At 66.5% G+C, this 23,723-nt stretch carries 22 protein-coding genes; 5 read left to right on the forward strand and 17 right to left on the reverse strand.

Annotated features, from left to right (window positions below):
• The 8 genes from QMX85_RS11070 to QMX85_RS11105 all read right to left on the reverse strand — a co-directional run bounded on the left by QMX85_RS11070 (position 1) and on the right by QMX85_RS11105 (position 8,593).
• Entirely contained in the window at positions 1-807 is an 807-nt protein-coding gene (locus tag QMX85_RS11070; protein WP_282340815.1) for an ABC transporter ATP-binding protein, read from the reverse strand.
• Positions 804-1,793 (reverse strand): ABC transporter substrate-binding protein, encoded by a 990-nt coding sequence (locus QMX85_RS11075; RefSeq protein ID WP_282340817.1) that lies wholly within the window; start codon positions 1,791-1,793, stop codon positions 804-806. The genes QMX85_RS11070 and QMX85_RS11075 overlap by 4 nt, the downstream gene beginning before the upstream one ends.
• Positions 1,794-1,824: 31 nt before the next feature.
• On the reverse strand, positions 1,825-2,583 hold the full coding sequence (locus QMX85_RS11080; RefSeq protein ID WP_282340819.1) for an alpha/beta fold hydrolase: 759 nt from the start codon (positions 2,581-2,583) through the stop codon (positions 1,825-1,827).
• Positions 2,576-3,547: a 2-oxoglutarate and iron-dependent oxygenase domain-containing protein gene (locus tag QMX85_RS11085; RefSeq protein WP_282340821.1), complete on the reverse strand. Its 972-nt coding sequence runs from the start codon at positions 3,545-3,547 to the stop codon at positions 2,576-2,578. Before QMX85_RS11085 ends, QMX85_RS11080 begins: the two co-directional genes overlap by 8 nt.
• A gap of 290 nt (positions 3,548-3,837) precedes the next feature.
• On the reverse strand, positions 3,838-4,788 hold the full coding sequence (locus QMX85_RS11090; protein ID WP_282340823.1) for a LysR family transcriptional regulator: 951 nt from the start codon (positions 4,786-4,788) through the stop codon (positions 3,838-3,840).
• Between the two features lie 331 nt (positions 4,789-5,119).
• Entirely contained in the window at positions 5,120-5,785 is a 666-nt protein-coding gene (locus tag QMX85_RS11095) for a TetR/AcrR family transcriptional regulator (protein ID WP_090225425.1), read from the reverse strand.
• Between the two features lie 238 nt (positions 5,786-6,023).
• The gene (locus QMX85_RS11100; RefSeq protein ID WP_282340825.1) at positions 6,024-7,418 is read right to left on the reverse strand and encodes a nucleobase:cation symporter-2 family protein; all 1,395 of its coding nucleotides are present in this window, start codon (positions 7,416-7,418) and stop codon (positions 6,024-6,026) included.
• 254 nt (positions 7,419-7,672) lie between these two features.
• On the reverse strand, positions 7,673-8,593 hold the full coding sequence (locus QMX85_RS11105; protein ID WP_282340826.1) for a LysR family transcriptional regulator: 921 nt from the start codon (positions 8,591-8,593) through the stop codon (positions 7,673-7,675).
• Positions 8,594-8,800: 207 nt separating this feature from the next.
• On the opposite strand from QMX85_RS11105, the gene QMX85_RS11110 reads away from it, so the two are divergent.
• Positions 8,801-10,147 (forward strand): aspartate aminotransferase family protein, encoded by a 1,347-nt coding sequence (locus QMX85_RS11110; protein WP_282340828.1) that lies wholly within the window; start codon positions 8,801-8,803, stop codon positions 10,145-10,147.
• Positions 10,148-10,270: 123 nt separating this feature from the next.
• Complete coding sequence (locus QMX85_RS11115; protein WP_282340830.1) at positions 10,271-11,770, forward strand: CoA-acylating methylmalonate-semialdehyde dehydrogenase; 1,500 nt, start codon at positions 10,271-10,273, stop codon at positions 11,768-11,770.
• A gap of 357 nt (positions 11,771-12,127) precedes the next feature.
• On the opposite strand, the gene QMX85_RS11120 is transcribed toward QMX85_RS11115, so the two are convergent.
• From QMX85_RS11120 to QMX85_RS11130, 3 genes are read right to left on the reverse strand one after another with little or no spacing between them, the layout of a single operon-like run.
• Positions 12,128-12,562 (reverse strand): hypothetical protein, encoded by a 435-nt coding sequence (locus tag QMX85_RS11120; protein WP_282340831.1) that lies wholly within the window; start codon positions 12,560-12,562, stop codon positions 12,128-12,130.
• Complete coding sequence (locus QMX85_RS11125) at positions 12,559-13,236, reverse strand: hypothetical protein (protein WP_282340833.1); 678 nt, start codon at positions 13,234-13,236, stop codon at positions 12,559-12,561. The genes QMX85_RS11120 and QMX85_RS11125 overlap by 4 nt, the downstream gene beginning before the upstream one ends.
• 34 nt (positions 13,237-13,270) lie before the next feature.
• A complete protein-coding gene (locus tag QMX85_RS11130; protein ID WP_282340835.1) occupies positions 13,271-13,783 on the reverse strand; it encodes a PAAR domain-containing protein in 513 nt (170 codons plus the stop codon).
• A gap of 310 nt (positions 13,784-14,093) precedes the next feature.
• Between QMX85_RS11130 and QMX85_RS11135 the strand changes: the two genes are divergently transcribed.
• The 3 genes from QMX85_RS11135 to QMX85_RS11145 all read left to right on the forward strand — a co-directional run bounded on the left by QMX85_RS11135 (position 14,094) and on the right by QMX85_RS11145 (position 17,899).
• Positions 14,094-14,861 carry a hypothetical protein gene (locus QMX85_RS11135; RefSeq protein ID WP_282340838.1) on the forward strand — a complete coding sequence of 256 codons (768 nt, stop codon included), beginning with the start codon at positions 14,094-14,096 and terminating at the stop codon, positions 14,859-14,861.
• 136 nt (positions 14,862-14,997) lie between these two features.
• Positions 14,998-16,998, forward strand: a complete 2,001-nt coding sequence (locus QMX85_RS11140; RefSeq protein WP_282340840.1) for a methyl-accepting chemotaxis protein — start codon at positions 14,998-15,000, stop codon at positions 16,996-16,998.
• A gap of 271 nt (positions 16,999-17,269) precedes the next feature.
• Entirely contained in the window at positions 17,270-17,899 is a 630-nt protein-coding gene (locus QMX85_RS11145) for a c-type cytochrome (protein WP_282340842.1), read from the forward strand.
• Positions 17,900-17,954: 55 nt separating this feature from the next.
• Here QMX85_RS11145 and QMX85_RS11150 read toward each other — a convergent pair whose 3' ends face one another.
• The 6 genes from QMX85_RS11150 to QMX85_RS11175 all read right to left on the reverse strand — a co-directional run.
• Complete coding sequence (locus tag QMX85_RS11150; protein ID WP_282340844.1) at positions 17,955-18,296, reverse strand: zinc ribbon domain-containing protein YjdM; 342 nt, start codon at positions 18,294-18,296, stop codon at positions 17,955-17,957.
• A gap of 93 nt (positions 18,297-18,389) precedes the next feature.
• A complete protein-coding gene (locus tag QMX85_RS11155; RefSeq protein WP_282340845.1) occupies positions 18,390-19,517 on the reverse strand; it encodes an acyltransferase in 1,128 nt (375 codons plus the stop codon).
• Positions 19,518-19,608: 91 nt separating this feature from the next.
• Positions 19,609-20,025, reverse strand: coding sequence for a DUF1850 domain-containing protein (locus QMX85_RS11160; RefSeq protein WP_282340846.1), 417 nt, complete (start codon positions 20,023-20,025; stop codon positions 19,609-19,611).
• Positions 20,022-22,052 (reverse strand): TRAP transporter permease, encoded by a 2,031-nt coding sequence (locus tag QMX85_RS11165; RefSeq protein WP_282340847.1) that lies wholly within the window; start codon positions 22,050-22,052, stop codon positions 20,022-20,024. The genes QMX85_RS11160 and QMX85_RS11165 overlap by 4 nt, the downstream gene beginning before the upstream one ends.
• Positions 22,053-22,121: 69 nt before the next feature.
• Positions 22,122-23,078 carry a TAXI family TRAP transporter solute-binding subunit gene (locus QMX85_RS11170; RefSeq protein ID WP_282340848.1) on the reverse strand — a complete coding sequence of 319 codons (957 nt, stop codon included), beginning with the start codon at positions 23,076-23,078 and terminating at the stop codon, positions 22,122-22,124.
• Between the two features lie 104 nt (positions 23,079-23,182).
• The coding region (locus QMX85_RS11175; protein ID WP_282340850.1) for a substrate binding domain-containing protein at positions 23,183-23,723 on the reverse strand (541 nt) is incomplete at its 5' end.

Consider the following 23,723-nt stretch of genomic DNA (forward strand, 5'->3'; position numbering starts at 1 on the left):
CTAGAGCCCGACGACACGCGAGAAGACCTGTCGGCGGATGTGGTTGGCGAGCTCATGGAAGCGCGGCTCCGTCAGGGTTTCCAGGGACCGCGGGCGCGGCAGGTCGACCTCGATGATCTCGCGCACTCGCCCCGGTCGCGCCGACATCACCAGGATGCGGTCGGCCAGCAGCAGCGCCTCGGGAATCGAGTGGGTGATGAACAGCACGGTCTTCGGCCGCTGCGTCCAGATGTTCAGCAGCTCCAGGCTCATCTCGTCGCGAGTCAGCGCGTCGAGTGCCGAGAACGGCTCGTCCATCAGCAGGATTTCCGGATCGTGCAGCAGCGCCCGGGCGATCGCCGCGCGCTGCTGCATGCCACCGGACAGCTCGTCCGGGCGTTTGTCGGCGAACTCGGCGAGGCCGACCATCTGCAGCAGTTCGCCGGCACGCTGGCGCTCCTGCGGCGTCACCCGGCCGTACTTGTGCTTCATCGGGAAGGTGACGTTGTCGGCGATGCTCAGCCAGGGCAGCAGCGTCGGCTTCTGGAACACGATGCCGATCTCCTCGCGCGGGCCGTTCACCGGCAGGCCGTAGATCTGCACTTGCCCGGAGGTCGGCCTGACCAGCCCGGCGAGCACCCGCAGCAGCGTGCTCTTGCCGCACCCGGACGGGCCGATCACGGCGACGAACTCGTGCCGGCCGATGCTGAAGTCGACATCCTCCAGCGCCACCACCCGGCTGCCGTCGGAGGCCGGGAAGACCTGGGCGACGTGCTCGAAGCGCAGGCTCGGCCGGGTTTCCGTAGCGCCTGCGGGCGTTTCGCTCACTGGGAGAAGCGCCCGTCGATGGCGCTGGCCGGGTCGAGGGTATCCAGCGGCAGGTTCTGTGACTTGGCCACCCACTCCCAGGTGGTGTTGAGCAGCGTGCTGTCGAAGGTCTTCTTGCCGAGCTTCTCGCTGACCGGGTTGTCGATCAGCGGCAGCGACGCGCGGTACTGGGCTTCGGCCTGCGCCTCGTCGATTTCCGGAACCATGGCCTTGAGCGCGGCCGCGGCGGCGGCCGGGTCGGCGACGGCCATGTCCTCGGCCTTTTGATAGGCCCGGACGAAGCGCTCGGCGACATCCGGGTGGGCGTCGACGAAGCGCTTGGAGCCCATCAGCGACAGGCCGTAGCCGTCGAAGCCGTAGTCCGACCAGGGCAGCACGCGCAGCTTCTTGCCGGTTTCGGCGAGGGCCTTCTCGAAGCCGGGCGCCACGGTCACCCAGTTCAGCGTGGCCTGCACCTTGCCGGTGGCGAGCATGGCGGTCATCGCGCCCGGGTCGACCTTGAGCAGCGGGATGGCGTCGGCGGCGATGCCGTTGTTGGAGAGCACCAGCGGCCAGGTCACGTTGGACGCGGAGAAGGTCGTCGTGGCGACCTGCTTGCCAACCAGGTCCTTGATACTGGCGATGCCGCTGTCCTCGGTGGTGAATACCGCATCCGGCTGGCGCGTGTAGATCGGCGCCAGCGCCACCACCGGCACTTCGCCCTGGGCGCGCGCCTGCAGCAGGGCCGGCAGGCTGGCGGAGCCGAAGTCGGCGCTGCCGGTGGCCAGCTTGGTGACCACGTCGCTGCCGCCACGGGCGCTGCCGATTTCCACCTCGAGGCCTTCGGCGGCGAACAGGCCCTTCTGCACGCCGAGGTAGATCGCGGCCTTGTCGCCGGCCGGCAGCCAGTCGTTCAACCAGCGCACCTTGTCGGCGGCCTGCGAGGTGCCGGCGAAGGCGAACAGGCCGGCGGCGAGCAGCGCGGCTTTGAGCGGGGAGAGCGTCATGGGGGTGAACTCCTGGAGGAAGAACGGTAGGTCATGCAAGAAACGAATCGGTTTGCGCGAAGAAGCCCAGCAGCGCGCTGGCCAGGTGGTCCGGCGCCGCCAGCTGCGGGACGTGCCCGCAGGCCAGGCTGACCACCTGGGCGCCGGGCACCTGCTGCTGCATGCGCCGTTGCGCGGCGAGCGTCACCGAGCGGTCGGCGCGCGCTTCGATGTACAGACGCGGCAGCCGGCCGAAGCGTTCCGCGCTCCACTGCACACTGACCTGGCGACCGCCGTCGGGCTGCATCACCAGGCGCTCGGCGGCGCGCCGGGCGGCTTCGGCCGGCGCGTCGTGGAAGAAGATGTCCCGCGCGGCCTGCGGCGGCACGCGGCAGCCGCCGTCGACCGGCTGCAGGTAGGGGCCTATGCCGGAGACGTCCTCGCCCTCCGCACTCAGCTGCGCGCAGAGTTCGGTGAAGCCCAGGCCGCTGGGCAGCATCATCCCGGCGACGTAGCTGACGCTGGCGATGCGCTCCGGCGCCGCTTCGCCCACCGCGGTGGCGGTCAGCCCGCCGCCGGAATGCGCGACCAGGTGCACCTTGCCGTCCAGCGCGGCGATCAGCGCGAGGATCTGTTCGCGATAGCCTTCCAGGGTGACCTCGCCGGGCGCCACGGCATCGCTGCCGTTGCCGATCAGGTCCGGCGCATGCGGCCGGTAGCCGGCGTCGCGAAGGGTCGGCAGCAGGCCGTCCCAGACCCAGCCGCCGGCCCAGGCGCCGTGGATCAGGACGACGTGAGCGCACTCAGGCATAGGTGCGCCGGTACATCTCGCGGAGGTGTTCCTCGACGGTCACCGCCGGGTAGCGCGGCGGCTCGTCGGAGCCGGGCAGGCACTCCACCAGGTGGTCGGGGTTGCCGCTGTAGAAGAACGGGATCGAGTAGCGCTCGCCGCCGCTGGTGTTGATCACCCGGTGCAGCGTCGAGTGGTAACGGTCGTTGGTCCAGCGCGCGATCATGTCGCCCAGGTTGATCACGTAGGCACCTGGCACCGGCGTACCGGACAGCCACTCGCCGTTGACCTGGTCCCAGACCTGCAAGCCGCCGCTGCCGTCCTGCAGAAGCAGGGTCAGCCCGCCGAAGTCGCTGTGCGCGCCACAGCCCTTCTCGCCGGGCGCGGCGTTGGCCGGCTGTGGCGGGTAGTGCAGCAGGCGCAGGGTGGTCAGCGGGTCGCGGCAGTAGTCGTCGAAATGCGTGTGCGGCAACCCCAGCGACAGCGCCATCAGGCCCATCAGCCGTTGCGCCAGGTCGCTCACCGCCTCGAGGTAGCGAAGGTTCACCTCGCGGAATTCCGGCAGCGCCTGCGGCCACTGGTTGGGTCCGTGGTTGAAGCGCCCGGCCTGCACGGCGGGATGCTCAGCGCCCAGCTCCGGGCCCATGTAGAAACCTTCCTTCAGGTCCGGCGGCGTGCCCGCTTCCAGCACCTGCCCGCGCAAGGGCTCGTAGCCGCGGTTGGCGCTGGAGTTGGCCTTGTGCAGCGCCAGCTTGTCCGCCTCCGGTAGGGCGAAGAACTGCCGCGACTGCTCGAACATCGCCGCCTGCAACGCCGGGTCGATGCCGTGTCCGACGACATAGAAGAAGCCCTTGTCGCGGCACGCGCTGCCGATATCGGCGGCGATTTCGGCCAGGCGCCGCGGGTCGCCGGATTCGGCGCCGGAGAGGTCGATGATGGGTAGGCTGGTGGCGGGCAGGTCGCGGGCGTTGAGTGAGGTGGGCATGCGCTATCTCCAAGGTTGGCCCGAGCATACGGCGCGCCCGCTGATGCTCCCAAGAAGAGAATTACGCCTGCCCCGATGCCAAAACGGCATCGGCCATCTGCACCCCAGCACTGGAACGTTCTGTAGGGTGTATCACGCTGCACTGATCTACCGGGCGGTGTTTCGCTGGATCAAAAAAGGTCATCCACCCTACGTGCTGCATGCACGGGGTTAGCCCCTGCACGGGCGCATTTCGTAGGGTGGATCACGCTCCACCGATCCACCGGGCGGTGCTTCGGTGGATGAAGAAGTCATCCGCGTTGCGCCTCGACTTCCAGCGCCTCGGCCCGTTCGAGCTGGGCGATTTCCTCGCCCAGGGCGCGGACGAAGGCGTCCACCGCCACCGGCAGGTAGCGGCCGCTGCGCACGTAGACGCCGAGGTCGCTGAACACGCCGCCGTTGTCGTTCAGCGGCAGGTGCTGGAGCAGGCCGCTGTGGCGGTCGGCCTCGACGCCGATGCGGGTCTGGAACGCCACGCCCATGCCGCGCCGCACCAGCTGCCGCGACAGTTCGACCGAGTTCGACTCGATCACCGGGCGCAGGCGCTGGGCGTGGCGGGCGAGGATCGGTTTGAGCAGGTGATGGATCGACAGCTCGCTCTTGGCCAGGATCAGCGTGTGCTCGGCGCAGGTGGCGAAGCTGACGTCCTTGCGTCCGGCCAGCGGGTGCGCGGCATCCACCAGCGCGCCGAGGCGGAAATGGCCCACCGCCATCTGGTTGAGGTCGGTGGTGCGCGGCAGGGCGAAGGCCAGGCCGATGTCCGCCGCGCCACTGATCACCGCCTCGGGAATCGCCGTGGAGCCGAGCGTGGTGACGCCGACGGTGACCCGTGGGTAGCGCTCGCGCAGGCGCATCAGCAGGTTCGGCAGCAGGTCGACGGTGGGCCCTTCCACCGTGGCGATCTCCACGTGTCCGGTGCGCAGCCCCTGCATGGCGTCGAGTTCGGAGCGCGCACGCTCGGCGTCCTGCAGCACCAGCTTGACGTGGCGGGCCAGGGTTTCGCCGGCGCTGGTCAGTTGCAGGCCGCCGGGCAGCCGGTCGAACAGCGGCACGCCGAGCTCGTGTTCGAGCTTGAGGATCTGCCGGTTGACCGCCGAGGAGGCAACGTTCAGCTGGCGCGCCGCCTCGCGGATCGAGCGCGAGCGGCAGACCATGTCGAAGTAGTACACGGCGGGGGAATGGATACGCAGCGGACGACTCATGGCAACTCCGGAAAACGGGGTGAAGGGTGGGGTGCTGCAGTCCTTGCCGGGCCTGCTTTCCAGGCGGTTGTCCGCAGACTTATCCACAGGTTCGCGGCTGACGGGGATCGCCTCTGCGGCACCCTGCCACGGCAGCTGCGAAAAACCCGCATGGCGCCGCTGTCAAGCAGGAAAAACCAATAAAGTCAGTGGGTTGTACTGTCGCACCCCAAGCCGTTGGCGATTTTTTGAGCAGCGCCGGCGAAGCCCCGCGAGGCGCGGGATCGGTGCGCCTGTCCCCGTGTTATGCACATTTTTGTGCACAGATTCTGTGGGCGGTTGCGCGGCCGGATCAGGCGCTCGGCGGCGTCAGGCCGCAGCCCTTGAGGATGATGTGGATGAGGTTCTCGGTGGCGACGGCGAAGTCGTCGCGGGTGAGCTTCTTGCGGCCCATCAGGCTGCAGATCTGGCTGGAGAAGTCGGCGTAGTGCTGGGTGCTGCCCCACAGCAGGAAGATCAGGTGGATCGGGTCGACCGGGTCCATCTTGCCCTGCGCGATCCACGCCTCGAACACCGCGGCGCGGCCGCGTACCCAGTCGCGGTAGTCCTGGCTGAAGTGCTCGGACAGGCAGGCTCCGCCGCTGATCACTTCCATGGCGAAGATCTTCGAGGCCAGCGGTTCGCGTCGCGAATATTCCATCTTGGCGCGGATGTAGTTGGCCAGCGCGGTGCTCGGGTCGTCCTCGGCGCGCAGGTGGCTGAAGGTGCCGTCCCAGAGTTCGAGGATGTTGCGCATCACCTCGATGTACAGCCCCAGCTTGTTGCTGAAGTAGTAATGCAGGTTGGCCTTGGGCAGCCCCGCACGCAGGGCGATGGTGTTCATGCTGGTGCCCTTGAAACCGTGCCGGGCGAATTCTTCTGTGGCGGCCGTGAGGATGGTTTCCTCGTTCTTCTGGCGGATGCGACCGGCGGGCTTTCCGTTGGACGGTGCGGTCACGGCGGGGGTATCGGCGGTCATTACCTATCCGGTGAGTCAGCTTGGGCGGGAGAACAGATACTCCACAGATCGGCGCGAGACAAGCCTGCGAAACGATAATCCTGAAAATTGCCGAGGCCTGCCCGATCACGGTGCGTGGCGGCGTCGTGCTTGCCTTTTTCCGGGGCGTTCGCGGGCGCGTATCGAGCGTCTTGCCAGGTGAAAAAAAGCCCCTCGCGAGAAGGGGCGGTCAGGTCAACCAAAAAGGAGAAGGTCACGCTCAGGGCGATTCGGGGGTTTCCGCGCCGGGCTCGATCGCCCGGACCGGTGTGCTCGTCCGCTCCAGGGGCAGCACCAGGTTGAGGATGATCGCGGTCAGGCCGCCGCAGGTGATCGCCGAGTCGAACAGGTTCTGCACGATCTTCGGCAACTCGTGCAGCAGCGTCGGCTGCGCGGCGATGCCCAGGCCAACGCCGAACGAGGCGGCGATGATCAGCATGCTGCGGCGGTCAAGCGGCGCGCGGGCAAGGATGCGGATGCCGGCGGCAGCCACGCTGCCGAACATCACCAGGGTGGCGCCGCCGAGCACCGGCTTGGGAATCTGCTGCAGTACCGCGCCCAGCAGCGGAAACAGACCCAGGGCGAAGAGGATCGCGCCGATGTAGAGGCCGACATGGCGGCTGGCCACGCCGGTCATCTGGATGACCCCGTTGTTCTGCGCGAAGGTGGTGTTGGGGAAGGCGCTGAAGGTGGCCGCCAGCAGGCAGCTGACGCCGTCGCCGAGCACGCCGCCCTTGAGCCGCTGCACGTAGCTCGGGCCTTCGATGGGCTTGCGCGAGAGCATGCAGTTGGCGGTCAGGTCGCCGACCGTTTCGATGGTGCTGATCACGTAGATCAGCGCGACCGGAAGGAACGCCGTCCAGTCGAAGGCGAAACCGAAGCGGAACGGGATCGGCAGGCTGATCAGCGGCAGGTCGGGCAGCGGCTGCGGCACCAGCTTGCCGCTGAACCAGGCGGCCAGGCTGCCGATCGCCAGCCCGATGATGATCGCCGACAGGCGCACCCAGGGGCGGTTGGAACGGTTCAGCAGGATGATGGTGACCAGCACCAGCGCGCCGAGGGCGAGGTTGCGTGGGGCACCGAAGTCCGGTGCGTTGAAGCCGCCGCCGAGGTCGGTGACGCCGACCTTGATCAGGCTTACGCCGATCAGGGTGATGACGATGCCGGTCACCAGTGGGGTGACCAGGCGCTGCAGTCGGCCGATGAAGCGGCTGAGGACGATCTGCACGAAGGCGCCGAAGAAGCACACGCCGAAGATCATCGCGAGGATGTCTTCCGGGCTGCCGCCACGGCTCTTGACGATGAAACCGGCGGAAAGCACCGCGCCGAGGAAGGCGAAGCTGGTGCCCTGCAGGCAGATCATCCCGGCGCCGATGCCGAACGGGCGGCGCGCCTGGATGAAGGTGCCGACCCCGGAGACCATCAGCGCCATGCTGATCAGGTACGGCAGGTGTGCGCCGAGCCCGAGCACCGAGCCGATCACCAGTGGCGGGGTGATGATGCCGACGAAGCTGGCCAGCACGTGTTGCAGTGCGGCGAACACGGCGGCGACGGGGGCCGGGCGGTCTTCCAGTCCGTAGATCAGATCGGGTGCGTTTTCGGATTCGGCGTTCATGCGGTACTCGTGTTGGCTGAGTGGGGCCGTCGTGGGCCTCCGCACTAAGCAAAAAGCTGACCATGTGACCAGCTTTTAGGACTCTGAGCTCTCGCTCATTGCTATTTTATCCTTGTTAATCAAATGGATAAACGTTGAGAAGAGATTGATAAGAATTTTTCCCCCAGCCACGCATAGGCGCGCTACGCACCAGAATGTTGCGAGATGTGTGCGCCGTGGGTGGAGCGGTGGCAGCGCTTTGCGTAACTGTTTCCTCAGCCAGTCGCCGCCAGGGCCTCCAGGAAGCTCTCCAGCACCAGGTGAGGGCGCCGGCCCTTGCGCGTCACCGATGCCAGGCTCAGGTCGTAGAAGCGCGTCCCCGGTTTCAGCGCCCGCAGGCGGCCTTGCTGCACCCACTGCCTCGCGTAGTGATCGGGCAGATAGCCGATGTAGCGCCCGGTGAGGATCAGGAAGGCCATGCCCTCGCGGTCCGAGGCGCTGGCGCTGCAGTTCAGCGCGCCGTAGTGCGCCTGGATTTCGGTGGGCAGGCGGAAGGTCGGCGCGATGGCGTCCTGGTCGTTCAGGCGGCGGTCTTCCAGCGCATCGTCGTCGACGTAGAACAGCGGGTGGCCCACCGCGCAATAGAGCTGCGAACGTTCGCTGTACAGTGGCAGGTATTCCAGGCCGGGCAGGGCGCCGGCCTGCGGCACCACGCCGACGTGCAGGCTGCCGCCGAGCACGCCCTGCTCGACTTCGCTGGGCGGGATCATGCGGATCTGGATGCGCACGTCCGGGCCGCGCTCCTTGAGCCGGGCGAGGGCGTGGGTGATGCGCATCTGCGGCACCGTGACCAGGTTGTCGGTGAGGCCGATGTTCAGCTCGCCGCGCAGGTGGCGGTGCAGCCCGTTGACCTCGGTGCGGAAGGTTTCCAGCGCGCTGAGCACCTGCTGCGACGCCTGGTAGACCTCGCGGCCCTCTTCGGTCAGGGCGAAGCCGGCACGGCCGCGCTGGCACAGACGCAGGCCGAGGCGCTGTTCCAGATCGCTCATCTGCTGGCTGATCGCCGAACGGCCGATGCCCAGCGCGCCCTCGGCGGCGGAAAAGCCGCCGCATTCCACCACGCTGCGAAACAGCCTGAGCAGACGGATATCGAAGTCGCTGACCTGGGCCAGCGGGTCGGGGCGGCGGATACTCATGCGAGGCTCTCTTGCGTAGGGTGCGCCGCGCGCACCGAGGCTTTTGCAGGGGGCTGCAATTGTTTAGCGGTTGGTAAACCGAAGATAGGAATAATCGGATTTTAGAGAATCTATGCGCGTGTCACTGTCGCCGGCAAGTGCTATTCCGTAGAGGCGAGCCAGCCGCCGCTGCTACGACTCCCTGTCCGCCTTCGCGAGGATTCGCCGATGAACATGCCGCAGACCGCCACTCCACCCCTGGCCAGCCAGCTCAAGCTCTACGCCCACTGGATGCCGTTCACCGCCAACCGCGCATTCCAGAAGGACCCGCGGATCATCGTCGGCGCCGAAGGCAGCTACCTGTTCGACGACAAGGGCCGCAAGATCTACGACAGCCTCTCCGGCCTGTGGACCTGCGGTGCCGGGCACACGCGCAAGGAAATCCAGGAAGCGGTGGCCAAACAGCTCGGCACGCTCGACTACTCGCCGGGCTTCCAGCACGGCCACCCGCTGTCGTTCCAGCTGGCCGAGAAGATCGCCGAGCTGACGCCGGGCGAACTCAACCACGTCTTCTATACCAACTCCGGTTCCGAGTGCGCCGACACCGCGGTGAAGATGGCGCGCGCATACTGGCGCCTGAAGGGCCAGCCGGCGAAGACCAAGCTGATCGGCCGCGCCCGTGGCTACCACGGGGTGAACATCGCCGGCACCGCGCTCGGCGGCATCGGCGGCAACCGCAAGATGTTCGGCCAGTTGATGGATGCCGACCACCTGCCGCATACCCTGCAGCCGGGCATGGCGTTCACCCGCGGCATGGCGCAGACCGGCGGCGTGGAGCTGGCCAACGAGCTGCTCAAGCTGATCGAACTGCACGACGCCTCGAACATCGCCGCGGTGATCGTCGAACCGATGTCCGGCTCGGCCGGCGTCATCGTGCCGCCCACCGGCTACCTGCAGCGCCTGCGCGAAATCTGCGACGCCCACAACATCCTGCTGATCTTCGACGAAGTGATCACCGGTTTCGGGCGCATGGGCAAGGCCACCGGCGCCGAGTATTTCGGCGTTACCCCGGACATCATGAACGTCGCCAAACAGATCACCAACGGCGCGATTCCGCTCGGCGCGGTGATCGCCAGTCGCGAGATCTACCAGACCTTCATGGGGCAGGCCACGCCCGACTACGCGGTGGAATTCGGCCACGGCTACACCTACTCCGCGCACCCGGTAGCCTGCGCCGCCGGCCTCGCCTCGCTGGAACTGCTGGCCAAGGAAAACCTGGTCCAGCAGTCGCTGGAACTGGCGCCGCACTTCGAGAAGGCGCTGCACGGAGTGAAAGGCGCCAGCCACGTGGTAGACATCCGCAACTGCGGCCTGGCCGGCGCGATCCAGATCGCCCCGCGTGACGGCGACGCCATCGTGCGTCCCTTCGAGATCGGCCTGAAGCTCTGGGCTGAGGGCTTTTACGTGCGCTTCGGCGGCGACACCCTGCAGTTCGGGCCGACCTTCAACGCCAAGCCGGAAGACCTCGACCGCTTGATGAGCGCCGTCGGTGACGCGCTGAACAGCGTCGCCTGATTCCCAGGGCGGGGCGACCAGATCGCCCCGCAATCCAACTCCTCGCAAACGCGTGAACGCCCTTGCGGAGCGACGCGGCGGCACGAGCCCCGCGCCTTACACGCCTTAACAAGAGAACCGGACATGAGCCACATCCAGCACCTGATCAACGGTGAGTTCGTCACCGACACCGGCCGCACCGCCAACGTCTTCAACCCGTCCACCGGCGAAGCCATCCACAAGGTGCCGCTCGCCAGCCGCGCCACCGTGCAGCAGGCCATCGACGCCGCCAAGGCCGCCTTTCCGGCCTGGCGCAACACCCCGGCGGCCAAGCGCGCCCAGGTGATGTTCCGCTTCAAGCAACTGCTGGAGCAGAACGAGGCGAAGATCGCCGAGCTGATCAGCCAGGAGCACGGCAAGACCCTCGAGGACGCCGCCGGCGAACTCAAGCGCGGCATCGAGAACGTCGAATACGCCAGCGCCGCCCCGGAAATCCTCAAGGGCGAGTACAGCCGCAACGCCGGCCCGAACATCGACGCCTGGAGCGACTTCCAGCCGCTCGGCGTGGTCGCCGGCATCACCCCGTTCAACTTCCCGGCGATGGTCCCGCTGTGGATGTACCCGCTGGCCATCGCCTGCGGCAACTGCTTCATTCTCAAGCCTTCCGAGCGCGATCCCAGCTCCACCCTGCTGATCGCCGAGCTGCTGCAGCGCGCCGGCCTGCCCAAGGGCGTGCTCAACGTCGTGCACGGCGACAAGGAAGCGGTGGACGCGCTGATCGAAGCGCCGGAGGTAAAGGCCATCAGCTTCGTCGGCTCCACGCCGATCGCCGAGTACATCTACAGCGAAGGCGCCAAGCGCGGCAAACGCGTACAGGCCCTCGGCGGCGCGAAGAACCATGCGGTGCTGATGCCCGACGCCGACCTCGACAACGCCGTCAGCGCGCTGATGGGCGCCGCCTACGGCTCCTGCGGCGAACGCTGCATGGCGATCTCCGTCGCCGTCTGCGTCGGCGACCAGATCGCCGATGCGCTGGTCGAGAAGATCGTCCCGCAGATCAAGGGCCTGAAGATCGGTGCCGGCACCAACTGCGGCCTGGACATGGGCCCGCTGGTTACCGCCGCCGCGCGTGACAAGGTGGTCGGCTACATCGACGACGGCGTCGCCGCCGGCGCCGAGCTGGTGGTGGACGGCCGCGGCTACCGCGTCGCCGGCAACGAGGACGGCTATTTCGTCGGCGGTACGCTGTTCGACCGCGTGACCCCGCAGATGCGCATCTACAAGGAAGAGATCTTCGGCCCGGTGCTGTGCATCGTCCGCGTCGACAGCCTGGAAGACGCCATGCAACTGATCAACGACCACGAATACGGTAACGGCACCTGCATCTTCACCCGCGACGGCGAAGCGGCGCGGCTGTTCTGCGACGAGATCGAAGTCGGCATGGTTGGCGTCAACGTACCGCTGCCGGTCCCGGTGGCCTACCACAGCTTCGGCGGCTGGAAGCGCTCGCTGTTCGGCGACCTCCACGCCTATGGCCCGGACGGCGTGCGCTTCTACACCCGGCGCAAATCCATCACCCAGCGCTGGCCACAACGCGCCAGCCACGAAGCCGCGCAATTCGCCTTCCCGAGCAACAACTCCTGAGTAGGCGGTGAATGAAAAAGGCCAGTCGGGAGACTGGCCTTTTCGTTTGCGTCGACGTTGTCATGGGTCGATCAGCGAGTGGACCGGGTCATCCATCGTCAGTGCTATTTGCTCTTCCAATTTTGCACATACAACGACTTTCCTCCCGTAGCTTCGTAGGATGGGTCGAGCGAAGCGACACCCGGGCGCGCGGCGATGGGTTTTGCTGCGCTCGGCCATCCTACGGGCCTGCTCCACGCATAGGATTAGCCATTTTCCAGCCAAGAGCGCGTGACGTGCGTGAGGCTGATGCTGATCAGGTTAAGAAAGGCCAGTCGAGAGACTGGCCTTTTCATCTGCGTGCGCTGTGGGGACGGCTCAGTCGACCCACTCCAGAACCATCTGCTCCAGTTCCTCGCGGGTGACCTGGCGGGCCTTGAGGATGCGTATCAGGTCTTCCTTGCTCAGCGGATAATCAGCGAGCAGCCCCTTCAGGTCATCGGTGTCCACGGCGAAAAGCTGCAGCGGTGGAGCAGCCTCGTTAGGCGCGAGACGCTCCATCGACAGTCGGCCGTTGACCATCACCTGGAGCGCGTAAATTTCGGGGCCTTCTTCCAGTGCGTACTGATGGTAGAGCACTGTTTCTGAGGGCAACAGGTAGTACGGCTGGCCGAGTGGGGTAGAGATCAGCGCAGGCTCTTTCAGGCGAAAAGCGAGGGTTTTATCCATGTCGGGGGCTCTCAGGTGAGTGATCGCGAGGGTGAGGGCTGCGGCGGATAATGCGGCGGCCAGATGAGTGATACCTGCTTTCATTGCCTGCTCCCGTAGGTGTCGATCCTTTCGGCTGGCAGGCGTTTGTTGGCCGCGAGCATCGCGCGCAGGTCTTCGGGCATGAACAGCTGTGCCGGCCAGCCGCTGACTCGTGCTGCGGCACGCTCCACTAGGCTCATTCCGCGGCCCTGATTGTGCCTGGCCGTTTCCTGCTCCAACTGCGGCAGCGCCAAGCGCGCGCCGGCCATGGATAGGGTCACGCAGTTGTTGCTCAGCGCATGATAATCGTCCTGCAGGCGGTACTCGGCCATGTATTTGCCGGATGCCCGCAGAGGCTTACGCCCAGCCAGCAGTGCATCGAAGTGAAGGTTGATCGCCCGTGCCTTCGCCTCGGGTACCGGATAGTGGAAGCCGGCAGTAACGCGCTTGTAGCTGTTCTGGCTGGCGATGTAGCGAGAGAAGTCACTCCATACCCGCAGGCGACCTTCGCCGGTCGGGCCTTTCTCGCCCGCATATCTACCGAAATCGTAAACATGATCGGTGCCCTCGGTCGTCACCCGCAGTGCGACGTGACCGTAGGTGTGCTCCTTTCCCTGCGCGTCGGTATAGGGGCCGCCGATCAGCAGTTCCAGCGAGGCCGGCTTGACGACGATGGGCGTATGCGCGCCGGTTTTGACTGCCAGGCCGCTTCTGGCCTGACCGTGGGTACTGTCCATGTTCGTGACGTCCTTGTCGGGTATGCGGGAGCGCTCAGACGCTGCGGGTGATGCCCAGGCGCGGGAACTGCAGCGTGCAGCCGCCGCGCCTCACGCCGTCCAGGCGCGCATGGCCGTTAGCATCCAGGGCGCCCTGATGGGTGGCGCCGGCGCTGTCGGTCAGCACGTAGGCTTCGCCGGCGTAGGCGCTGCCGTGAATGTCGTGCAGGTCGAAGCTGACCCAGGTCGGCGTGTCGCGCAGGTGATCGAGGAACGACACCGGCGCGAAGCTGGCGCCGCTGCCCACCAGCACGTTCCCCGAGCCGGAAACGATCGCGCCGCCGTGCGCGGTGGCGCTGCCGAGGTAGGCGATCGGTTTGCCGTTGACGTAGATGCCCGGCACGCCGGTGCTGATCGCGTCGCCGCAGCCGGTGGGGTCGCCGATCCGCGCGGCGGGCAGGTGGTTGATCAGTACATCGGGGGAGCCGGCGCTGATCGGGTTGGGCCCGTGCCCGGGCTTTGGGCAGGCGTCGGTATCGGAAACGCGTGCGGCGGGTTTTCCTGACATGGCGAGCTCCTTGTCTGTCGGTACGGCGTTTGCCGCGATCGCCCCGATCCCTGGGGCCTGGTCAAGTTGCCAGCTTTACGTGCTCCGGGCCTGATCCACGTCAGGCCGCGGGAACACGCGCGGCGTGCGATGCGACGGGCTTCACGATTGCGCATGGGGGCAGGCGACGTCGCAGACACATGGCGCGCCGACGGCGAGGTTGCCCTGCGAGCGGCATTGCGGCACTTCTATTGCTTGTGTCCGTCACATCAGCACAACCTGGGTGCGCTTTACTCACGCACACCCTTCGATGATCTAAGGACCAGATCCGATGTACCTGTCTTTTCGCGACCTTGTCGCCCGTCTGCCTCGTGCGCTGCCCGTGCGCGCGGGTTGGTTGCTGCTACCGCTGCTGCTGGCGCTGACGGGCGGCTGCGCCCGGCATCAGGACCACCAGGCGTTCGTCGGCAACAAGAGCCCGGTCAAGCCCAGCGAGTTCTTCCAGACCCATTCCGACCGCCTGGCCACGATCGCCATGCGCAACAACCTGAACAGCCTCTACCAGTTGCTCGACAAGCTCTACCGGCGTAACCCGCGGGAATGGCGCAAGACCGGCCTGCCGAGCATCGAGGCGGCGGAGAAACGCGTGCAGATGGGCATCGAGAGGGACCAGCCGCTGGCTTCGCTCGGCGGGCGCAAGGACGTGGCGGCGCTCAGCTATGCGCTGAGCAACGAGTTCCAGGGCGACCGCGTCGGCGCTTTCATCTACGCCGTCGGCAGCATGCTGATCACCGCCCACGGCGGCAGTACCGAGTTCTACCTCACCGACTCGCTGAGCGCGCAGTTCATCAACAACGCCGCGCGCAACATCGAGAAGGCCACCTGGATGCTGACCAGCCGGCGCGACCTGCAGGGCAATCCGTGGCTGCTCTCCAACGAGATTTCCGCCGATGCGCGCAACCTCAGCTTCGCCGTGGAGTTCGGCAAGATCGTCGCGCGACTGGACTTGCTCAGCGACGTGCTCGACGAGCGTTACCGGCGCATCGGCGTCAATTACGCCCAGGGCCTGCTGTTCCTCAACTTCCTGCCGGTGCAGTAGCGCCTGCCGCTTTTGCGGCCGGCAACTACGCTGATGTTGGCCCTGATTGCCTGCCCTCATCAAAAGCCGCGGCGGGCCGATACCCTCGACCAGAACGCGTCCCCGTAGCGTTTGGCCCCCCGGAAGGCTGCCCAGCATGAACGCACTGCATACCATCAAGGCTCGCTACACCCTGACCTTCGTCGTCTTCATCGTTCTGCTGGTGATCGCCACGGTGCTCGGCATCCGCCGGTTCGTCACGCCGATGCTGGTGGATGCCGGCAAGCAGATCACCCTGGCGCAGGTCGGCGAGATCGGCTCGCGGATCAAGCTGGAGCTGGCCCAGGTCCAGGCCCAGTCGCGCAGCATCACGCAGACCATCCCGCTGCTCGACAGCGACACGATCGACCGCGTGCTGCCTGGGCTGGTCGACCAGTACGGCGACGCCAAGGTGTTCGGCGGCGGTATCTGGCCGCTGCCGGACAAGCGCACGCCGGGGCGCGCCAAGCACAGCACGTTCTACCACCGCGATGCCTCGGGAAAGCTGACGCTCAACGAGCACTGGAACTCCGCCGAATCGCTCAACTACTTCGAGCAGCCCTGGCATCGCGCCGGCATGCAGGCCCCGCGCGGTCATTGCGCGTGGGCCGCGGCCTACCAGGACGAAGCCAGCGCCGAACCGCGCACCAACTGCGCGATGACCCTCTACAAGGACGGCGAGCCCTACGGCGTGTCCACCATCGACCTGACGCTGGGCTTCTTCAACGCGCTGGTGGCGCAGAAGGAGAAGGACATCCACGGCGAGGTCATGGTGGTCGAGGCCGACGGCAAGATCCTCAGCAACCAGCCGGAGATCAGCGGCAACATCGTGCTGAAGAATGTCTCCGACCTGGCCGCTCAGTCGCCCTTCATCGCCACCGTTCAGGCGGCGCTGAAGGTGCCGAACCGTGCCGAGCGCTATGAAAGCGAGTACGAAAGCGCCGGCGGCGAAGACTTCACCTTCTTCCTTTCGCCCATCGAGGGCACGCCCTGGCTGCTGGCCGCGGCGTTGCCGACCAGCCACCTGACGGCCAAGAGCGACACCGTGCTGAAGACCCTCAGCTGGCTGCAGATTCCCATGGTGATCGTGCTGCTGCTGTTGATGCTGTTCGCCCTCGGCCAGTTGATGGGCCGCCTGGGGGTGCTCAAGGCGAACATCGACTCGCTCTCCGCCGGCGACGCCGACCTGACCCGGCGCATCGCCCTCAAGGGCCACGACGAGGTCGACGACGTGGGCGTATCGGTCAACCGCTTCATCGAGTACCTGCAGAACATGATGATCGACGTGAGCAAGGCGACGACCCAGATCGCCAGCGAGATCGATCACCTCAAGCAGCTGTCGCAGCAGACCAACCTGGCGCTGTCGCGGCACGCGTCGGAGACCGATCAGGCGGTGACGGCGATCACCGAAATGAGCTCCACCGCCGACTCGGTGGCGCAGAGCGCCACGGAAACCGCCAGTTTCACCCAGCGCGCCAACATGAACGCGCAGAGCACCCGCGAGGTGGTGGAAGACGCGGCGGGCAGCGTGCGGGCGCTGGTCGACGAAGTGGACGCCGCCACCGCCAAGGTGCAGGCGATGCAGGACGATGCGCAGCGCATCAACACCGTGCTCGGGGTGATCGGCGAAATCGCCGGGCAGACCAACCTGCTGGCCCTCAACGCGGCCATCGAGGCGGCCCGCGCCGGTGAGCAGGGTCGCGGTTTCGCCGTGGTCGCCGACGAGGTCCGCGCGCTGGCCGGGCGCACGCAGCAGAGCACCTCGGAGATCAACGACATGCTCACGCGCCTGCAGCAGGGCGTCAGTTCCGCGGTCAGCGCCATGGAGAAGACCAAGTCCAGCTGCCAGGCGACGGCCGACAACACCGCCCGGGTTACCCAGGGTCTCGACGAGATGGTCACCTCGGTGGTGCACATCACCGACCTCAGCACGCAGATCGCCACCGCCGCCGAGGAGCAGAGCGCGGTGTCCGAGGAAATCAACAGGAACATGGTGGCGGTGCGCGAGCTGGTCGAGGAACTGGTCGGCAGCGGCGTCAGCGTCGACCGCAGCACCGAAGGGCTGATGAGTTCCAACCAGCGGCTGATCGCGCTGGTGCAGCGCTTCAGGGTGCACTGAGAAGCTGCCCGGGATCGGGCGCCTTCTCATTTCACAACGCGAAAACGCTGCCTCAACGGGTGTCTTCGCCTTGCTTGGCGTTCTCGCCGGATCGTGAACAGCTTCCGGTCGTCGGAATTTCGCCTTGCTGGATACGGCCGGTCGGCGCGGTGCGCGTCTCGCGCGTTTCGCATCGACGCTTTCCTTGACGTGGGTCCGCCAGTGTCGCGGTGCCGCGCGGCATAGTCGGCGGCGGCGCGGGCTATCGGCTCGCGGTAAAGGACGACTCCCGATGCGTATTCCGTTTCTCCTGCTGATCGGCCTGCTGGCCTTCGGCGCGCACGCCGGCGACGAAGACGCGATGGCGCGCTTCAACTACCTGATGGGCGACGCCACGCTGCGCCAGAAGGCCTACGAGGCCGGCCAGGAGCGCATCGTCCTGTGCGGGCATTGCCACGGCAAGGACGGCAACAGCAAGCGCGACTACATCCCCAACCTGGCGGCGCAGAATCCGCTGTACCTGTTCCGCTCGTTCGAGAAGTTCGCCGACGGCGAGCGCAACAACTACGTCATGTCGAGCCTGGCGAAGTCGCTGAGCCTGGAGGAGCGCGTCGACATCGCCATCTACTTCAGCCAGCAGAAGGTCGTGCCGTTGCCGGCGGTTGGCGACGCGGCGCAGCGCGCGCACGGCAAGGCGCTGTTCGACAGCGTCTGCCATGCCTGTCACGGCCCCCGTGGCGAAGGTCAGGAAAAGGCCCCGCGCCTGGCCGGGCAGTCGGCGGAGTACGTGCGCCTGGCGCTGACCCGCTACCACGACAAGGACCCGCGCCGGGCGTTGTCGGTGATGTACTCGGTGGCCGCCGGCCTCACGCCGGATGATATCGAAGGCGTCGCCGCCTACGTCCAGCAACTGACACCCTGAGTGATCGGCGAAAAAAAGCCCGGCATCGGCCGGGCTTTTTTGTGCGCGATCTGCATCAGACCTTGCGGACGAACTCCGACTTGAGCTTCATCGCGCCGATGCCGTCGATCTTGCAGTCGATGTCGTGGTCGCCGTCGACGAGGCGGATGCCCTTGACCTTGGTGCCGACCTTGACCACCAGCGAGGAGCCCTTGACCTTGAGGTCCTTGATCACGCTGACGGTGTCGCCGTCCTGCAGGACGTTGCCGACCGAGTCCTTGATCACCTTCGCGTCCTCGCCGGGCGCGGCTTCGGCGCTGGCCGACCATTCGTGGGCGCACTCCGGGCACACCAGCATCGCGCCGTCTTGATAGGTGTATTCGGAATTGCACTGGGGGCAGGCTGGCAGGGTGCTCACGAAGAGGCTCCTTGTTCGGATGGCGAAAGGCCGCGGATTGTATAGGGTTTTGTCGCCCTTGGCGTCGCGGCCGGGCTATCGCCCTTGGAGAAGTCAGTCCGCAGCGGCCTTCTTCCGACCGAGCTGGCGGCCGAGGGCGATGCCGGGCTTTTCAACCAGGCGGTGGAGTATCTCCGAACCGACCAGGGTCAGCAGCAGCGTGCCGCTCAGGGTAAGGGTGAAGGTCTGCCAGGAAGAAAGACCCATATGACTCTTCACCACCAGGCAGAGCACCAGGTTCACGATCACCCAGTGCAGGATGTAGACCGAATAGGAACGCAGCCCGGCCTGCGCGGCCACGCGACTGTCCAGTGCCCGGCGGAGCAGGAAGACGATCGGGTCGTTGCTGGCCAGGGCCTTGTCGCTTAGCAGCGCATAGCTCATCAGTACCAGCCAGCCGACCAGCGGCATCAACTGAGGTGCGCCCAGCGCCAGCAGAATCGCACCGACCACGAGCGGCGTGGGGTAGCGCTCCAGCGTGCCGACCCGCTCGATCGCCAGGCGTGTGCCTATGCCCACCAGAAAATAACCGATCGACCCGGGCAGGATGCTTGGCAGGGAGAACTCGCCGAACAGACCCTTGCGGTAGGCCAGGTAGCCGAACACGGCGGCACCGAGGACCACCGGCTGCCAGCGTCGATGGCGCAGGCCCTGGACCAGCAGCGGCGCCAGCAGGTAAAACTGCCACTCCAGCGACACGCTCCAGGCCGGCGTGAGAAAGAAGTACTCGGACTCGTCGAGCAGATTGTTGGGTATCACACCATGAAGCAGCAGGGCGTGCCAGAACACATGCCAGCCCAGATGCCCATGGGTGACTTCCGCGGCCTGCCGCAGGTAATGCTGGGCCAGCACGGCGTCCTGCCACTCCAGGGAGTCCATCGCCTCGAAGCCCAGCGGCAGAATCCATATTCCCGCCGCCAGCGCGACCAGGTAGGCCGGGTACAGGCGCAGCAGGCGCCGGCCGATGTACAGCGGATAAGGTTCGGCCTTGACCAGCAGCAGGTGGGAGATGACGAAGCCGCTGATGATGATGAACAGGCTGACCGCCCAGTCGCCGGCGGCGTTCACCGCGTTGAGCTGCGGCCATGCCTGACGCACGCCGGTCAGCGCGACCACGTGAGCCAGTACCACGAGCCAGGCCAGCCAGCCTCTGGCGCCTTCGATTCCACGAAATGTCTGCATCGCACTCCCCAATGTCCTTGCCGGGGAGGCGCTATCCATCAAGCTGGCACTTTGCCTCCCTAGGATGGGAAGAGAAGCGTCACGGGAAGTTTCATGGCGGGGACGAATGGTGTTGCGGTTGCTGACTAATGGCGCAGCTCCACAACTCCACGGCCGGCTGGCTTGCCCGCGGCGGGCCGGTCCAATGGGCGAGGGGCCGGCAGGCCCCGGCCACGCACAGTTCGAAATCGCCAGCCTCCGGCGTGCGGCCCAGGCGAAGGGGCTGCAGCGCCGGCAGGTCGCGCCGGTAGTGCCAGCTGCCGTCACGGAGCACCGCACCGTCGGGAATCTCCATGCCCGCCCCGCTTCCGCGAACCCGCGCCTCGCCGAGGTGAAGGCCCTCGGCGTCGAGGTGGTAGTCCTCCTCCCAGCGAATCTTCTCGATAGTGTGACGCCAGGCCAGGGTGAAGTCGGCTGTTGGCTCCTGCGCCCACACCGCCCCGGCCAGACCGATGCACAGACCGATCAAGGCGCAACCGGCAGCGGCGTCCTGCGCGCACGCCAGAGATGCTGGGCGACCAGGGCGATGCCGAGGGCGAAGCCGACGACGTCGCTGATCGGTGCTGCCAGCAGCAGCGCGACACCGGCTGCGAATGCCAGCAGTCGCTCCCAGGCAGGCAGCCGCACCTGCAGGAAACCGACCACCGCGGCGCCCCAGAGGGCCACGGCGAACGCGCTTTTGACCAGCATGTACAGGGTGTCCAGCAGGCTGTCGCCCTGCATCATAAGGGCCGGGTCGTAGACCGCCATGAACGGCACGGCGAAGCCGGCAGCGGCGATGCGGATCGCCCACAGGCTGATCTTGAAGCCGCTCTCCTTGGCGATTGGCGCGGCGGCGAAGCAGGCCAGGGCCACTGGAGGCGTAAGGTCGGCCATCAGGCCGAAATAGAAGACGAACATGTGCGAGACGATCAGCGGTACCCCAAGGTCGAGCAGAGCCGGCGCGGCGATGGCGCTGGTGATGATGTAGTTGGGGATGGTCGGGATGCCCATGCCGAGGATGAGGCAGGTGATCATCGTCAGCACCAGCGAAAGGAACAGGTTGTTCTGCCCGATGGCCAGGATATAACCGGCGAAGGTGGTGGCGATGCCGGTCAGCGAGACCACGCCGATGATCACCCCGACCAACGTGCAGGCAATGCCCACGGCCACCGAGTGGCGGGCACCTTCGGCGAGCGCCCGCACGCAGGCGCGCAGGGTCTCGCGGCCACCCTTGACGAACCAGCAGGCCACCACCAGCAGGCCGATGACGCCGAACACCACGCCGATGCCGAGCTGGAAGAATCCGGCGCAGAGCACGCCGAGGACGATCCAGAAGATCAGGCGCAAGGCCGTTGAGGACACCCGCAGGATGATTGCCGAGCCGAGGATGACGATGGCGGTCAGCGCCAGGCCGATGGTTCCGGAGAACATCGGCGTGCGTCCGGAGAACAGCAGGTAGATCAGGACCAGCAGCGGAATCAGCAGGTACCAGCGTTCCTTCACCGCGGCCCAGGCGCTTGGGCACTGGTCTTTCGGCAGGCCCTTGAGGTTGGCCCGGCGGGCTTCCAGATGGACCATCCAGAACACCGCACCGAAGTACAGCAGCGCCGGTATCAGGGCCGCCTTGGCCACCTCGACGTAGGGCACGTTGATGGTTTCGGCCATGATGAAGGCCACCGCGCCCATCACCGGCGGCATCAGCTGGCTGCCCATGCTGGCGGTCGCCTCCACCGCGCCGGCAAATGCCGGGCGATAGCCGAAGCGTTTCATCAGCGGGATGGTGAACTGCCCGGTGGTGACCACGTTGGCCACGCCGGAGCCGGTGATGGTGCCCATCAGTGCCGAGGACACCACCGAGACCTTGGCCGGTCCGCCAAGCTTGTGGCCGAACAGGCCCATCGCGAAATCGGTGAACAGCTTGATCATCCCGGCCTGCTCGAGGAAGGCGCCGAACAGAATGAACAGGAAGATGTAGGTCGCCGATACGTACACCGGCGTGCCGTAGAAGCCTTCGGTGCCGAAGGCCAGCTGGTTGACGATCTGGTCGAAGCCGTAGCCACGATGCGCCAGGTCGCCGGGCAGGTATTCACCCAGCAGGCCGTAGGCAAGAAAGATGGCGCAAATCAGCGGCAGGGCGATGCCCATCACGCGGCGTGCCGCTTCGAATACCAGCACCGTGAGCAGGATGCCAATGGCCATGTCCGCGTGGGTAAGATCGCCCGAGCGCTGGATCAGGTCGGCCTCGAAATACCATTGGTAGAACGCCGTCGCCATGCCGGCTAGGCCGAGCAGCCAGGCCAGCGGCTGCCAGGGGCGTGCATGACCGCGCAGCGGGTAGCTGAGGAAGACCATCAGCAGCAGAAAGCCAACGTGGGTGGCGCGCAATACCTGCGTGGATACCAGCGGAAAGGCGGCGGTAAGGACCTGGAAGGTGGAAAACAGCAGGGCGACGGCGAACAGCGTCTTGGGCCAATGCTCAGCGTCCGCTGCCAGGCCGTGCGAGGTCTCGCTCATGATTTCACTCCGAAACAGCTGGCGGGCGACCCCGATCAGGGCCGCCCGCGATGGCGGGACAAGGGCAGACTAGAACTGCAGTCCCTTCTCCTTGTAGTAGCGCTCGGCGCCCGGATGCAGCGGGATCGGCAGGTTCTTCGTGGCGTTCTCCAGGGAAATGTCCTTTGCCGCGGAGTGGGAAGTGGCCAGCCGGGGCAGGTTCTCGAACATCTGCTTGGTCATCTGGTACGCCAGTTCGTCGCTGACGCCCTTGTGCGTGACGAGGATGTTGACGATGGCTACGGTGGGAACGGCGGCATCCTGGCCGTCATAGGTGCCGGCCGGAATGGTGCTGGGAATGTAGGCGGCGTTGCCAATCTTCTCCACCACCTCCGTGGGGATCGGCACGAAGGCGATCTTCATGGTCGAGGCGAGATCGCGGATCGCCGCCATGCCCAGGCCGGACGACTGCAGGGTGGCGTCGAGCTGGCGGTTCTTGATCAGCTCGACGGATTCGGCGAACGGAAGGTACTCGACCTTCCCCATGTCCCCGTAGGTCAGTCCCGCAGCCTTGAAGATCGCCCGCGCGTTCAGCTCGGTGCCGGATTTCGGCGCGCCGACCGAGATGCGCTTGCCCTTCAGGTCAGCCAGGGTCTTGATCCCGGAATCCGCGCTGGCAACGATCTGGATGTAGTTGGAGTACGTTCCGGCGATGGCGCGCAGGTTCTTCAAGGGTTTCTTGAAGCCGGCATCCTCGACGCCGTCCCAGGCGTCCGACACCGAGTCGCCGAGGGCGAAGGCCAGTTCGCCGCGTTTGGCTTCGAGCAGGGTGAGGTTCTCCACCGAGGCCTTGGTCGCCTGGACGGAGGTTTTCGCGCCGTCGATGTGCTGGCTGTAGATCTGCGACAGGCCGACTCCGACGGGGTAGTAAACGCCGCTGGTGCCGCCGGTGAGGATATTGATGAAGTCGGATGCGGCGAAAGCCGTGGTGCTGAGGGTCAGGGCGGTCGCGACAGCGAGTAGCCCTGCACGTTTGCGCAAGTACATGGTGCCTCCAGGATTCTTGTAATTGTCGGGCAGGCCCGAAACTACCCCACTCGGGCGCTCGCGTCGACCGTTCGGCTATCGCCAAAAGTCGTAGAAGGCCGAGGCTAGACGGCGGACAGCTGCCCCGCGAGGCCTGCGCGGCGGAAGTGCTCGACTACGAAGTCGACGAACGCGCGGGTCTTGGCCGGCAGGATGCGCTGCGCGGGGAAGTAGAGGCTCAGCGCTCCGCCGTCCACATACCACTCCGGCAGCACGCGGCGCAGGCGGCCGTCGTTCAGGTACGCCGCCGCGTGCGGCAGGCTGACCAGCGCCACCCCGTAGCCCAGGCTGGCGGCCAGGCACGCGGCGCCGGGATCGCTCAGGGTCATGCGCGGCTTCAGCGTGACTGGCGCCTGTTGGTTGTCGCGGGTGCGCAGCGGCCAGGTGCGGATGCGCCCGGTCTGTGGCGAGCGGATCAGGATGCCGTCAAGCGCCGCCAGATCCTGCGGATGCCGCGGCTCGGCGCCGTCGGCGAAGTAGTCAGGGGCGGCCACCAGCGCGCGATGGGCCGGGGCGAGCTCGCGGGCGATCACGCCGGGCGGTAGCTCGAAGCCGCCGCCCATGGCGGCGTCGAAGCCCAGGCCGATGAGGTCGACCTGGCGATTT

Origin of the sequence: Pseudomonas sp. PS02288 (genome assembly GCF_029959715.1) — a bacterium.
GTDB classification, from domain to species: domain Bacteria; phylum Pseudomonadota; class Gammaproteobacteria; order Pseudomonadales; family Pseudomonadaceae; genus Pseudomonas_O; species Pseudomonas_O kuykendallii.

Coding starts and splice junctions, on each gene's coding strand:
- QMX85_RS11170 (WP_282340848.1), bottom strand. CDS start 23,078: ATGTACTTGCGCAAACGTGCAGGGCTACTCGCTGTCGCGACCGCCCTG.
- QMX85_RS11100 (WP_282340825.1), bottom strand. CDS start 7,418: ATGAACGCCGAATCCGAAAACGCACCCGATCTGATCTACGGACTGGAA.
- QMX85_RS11090 (WP_282340823.1), bottom strand. CDS start 4,788: ATGAGTCGTCCGCTGCGTATCCATTCCCCCGCCGTGTACTACTTCGAC.
- QMX85_RS11120 (WP_282340831.1), bottom strand. CDS start 12,562: ATGAAAGCAGGTATCACTCATCTGGCCGCCGCATTATCCGCCGCAGCC.
- QMX85_RS11155 (WP_282340845.1), bottom strand. CDS start 19,517: ATGCAGACATTTCGTGGAATCGAAGGCGCCAGAGGCTGGCTGGCCTGG.
- QMX85_RS11075 (WP_282340817.1), bottom strand. CDS start 1,793: ATGACGCTCTCCCCGCTCAAAGCCGCGCTGCTCGCCGCCGGCCTGTTC.
- QMX85_RS11140 (WP_282340840.1), top strand. CDS start 14,998: ATGAACGCACTGCATACCATCAAGGCTCGCTACACCCTGACCTTCGTC.
- QMX85_RS11095 (WP_090225425.1), bottom strand. CDS start 5,785: ATGACCGCCGATACCCCCGCCGTGACCGCACCGTCCAACGGAAAGCCC.
- QMX85_RS11145 (WP_282340842.1), top strand. CDS start 17,270: ATGCGTATTCCGTTTCTCCTGCTGATCGGCCTGCTGGCCTTCGGCGCG.
- QMX85_RS11135 (WP_282340838.1), top strand. CDS start 14,094: ATGTACCTGTCTTTTCGCGACCTTGTCGCCCGTCTGCCTCGTGCGCTG.
- QMX85_RS11085 (WP_282340821.1), bottom strand. CDS start 3,547: ATGCCCACCTCACTCAACGCCCGCGACCTGCCCGCCACCAGCCTACCC.
- QMX85_RS11115 (WP_282340830.1), top strand. CDS start 10,271: ATGAGCCACATCCAGCACCTGATCAACGGTGAGTTCGTCACCGACACC.
- QMX85_RS11130 (WP_282340835.1), bottom strand. CDS start 13,783: ATGTCAGGAAAACCCGCCGCACGCGTTTCCGATACCGACGCCTGCCCA.
- QMX85_RS11110 (WP_282340828.1), top strand. CDS start 8,801: ATGAACATGCCGCAGACCGCCACTCCACCCCTGGCCAGCCAGCTCAAG.
- QMX85_RS11165 (WP_282340847.1), bottom strand. CDS start 22,052: ATGAGCGAGACCTCGCACGGCCTGGCAGCGGACGCTGAGCATTGGCCC.
- QMX85_RS11080 (WP_282340819.1), bottom strand. CDS start 2,583: ATGCCTGAGTGCGCTCACGTCGTCCTGATCCACGGCGCCTGGGCCGGC.
- QMX85_RS11125 (WP_282340833.1), bottom strand. CDS start 13,236: ATGGACAGTACCCACGGTCAGGCCAGAAGCGGCCTGGCAGTCAAAACC.
- QMX85_RS11105 (WP_282340826.1), bottom strand. CDS start 8,593: ATGAGTATCCGCCGCCCCGACCCGCTGGCCCAGGTCAGCGACTTCGAT.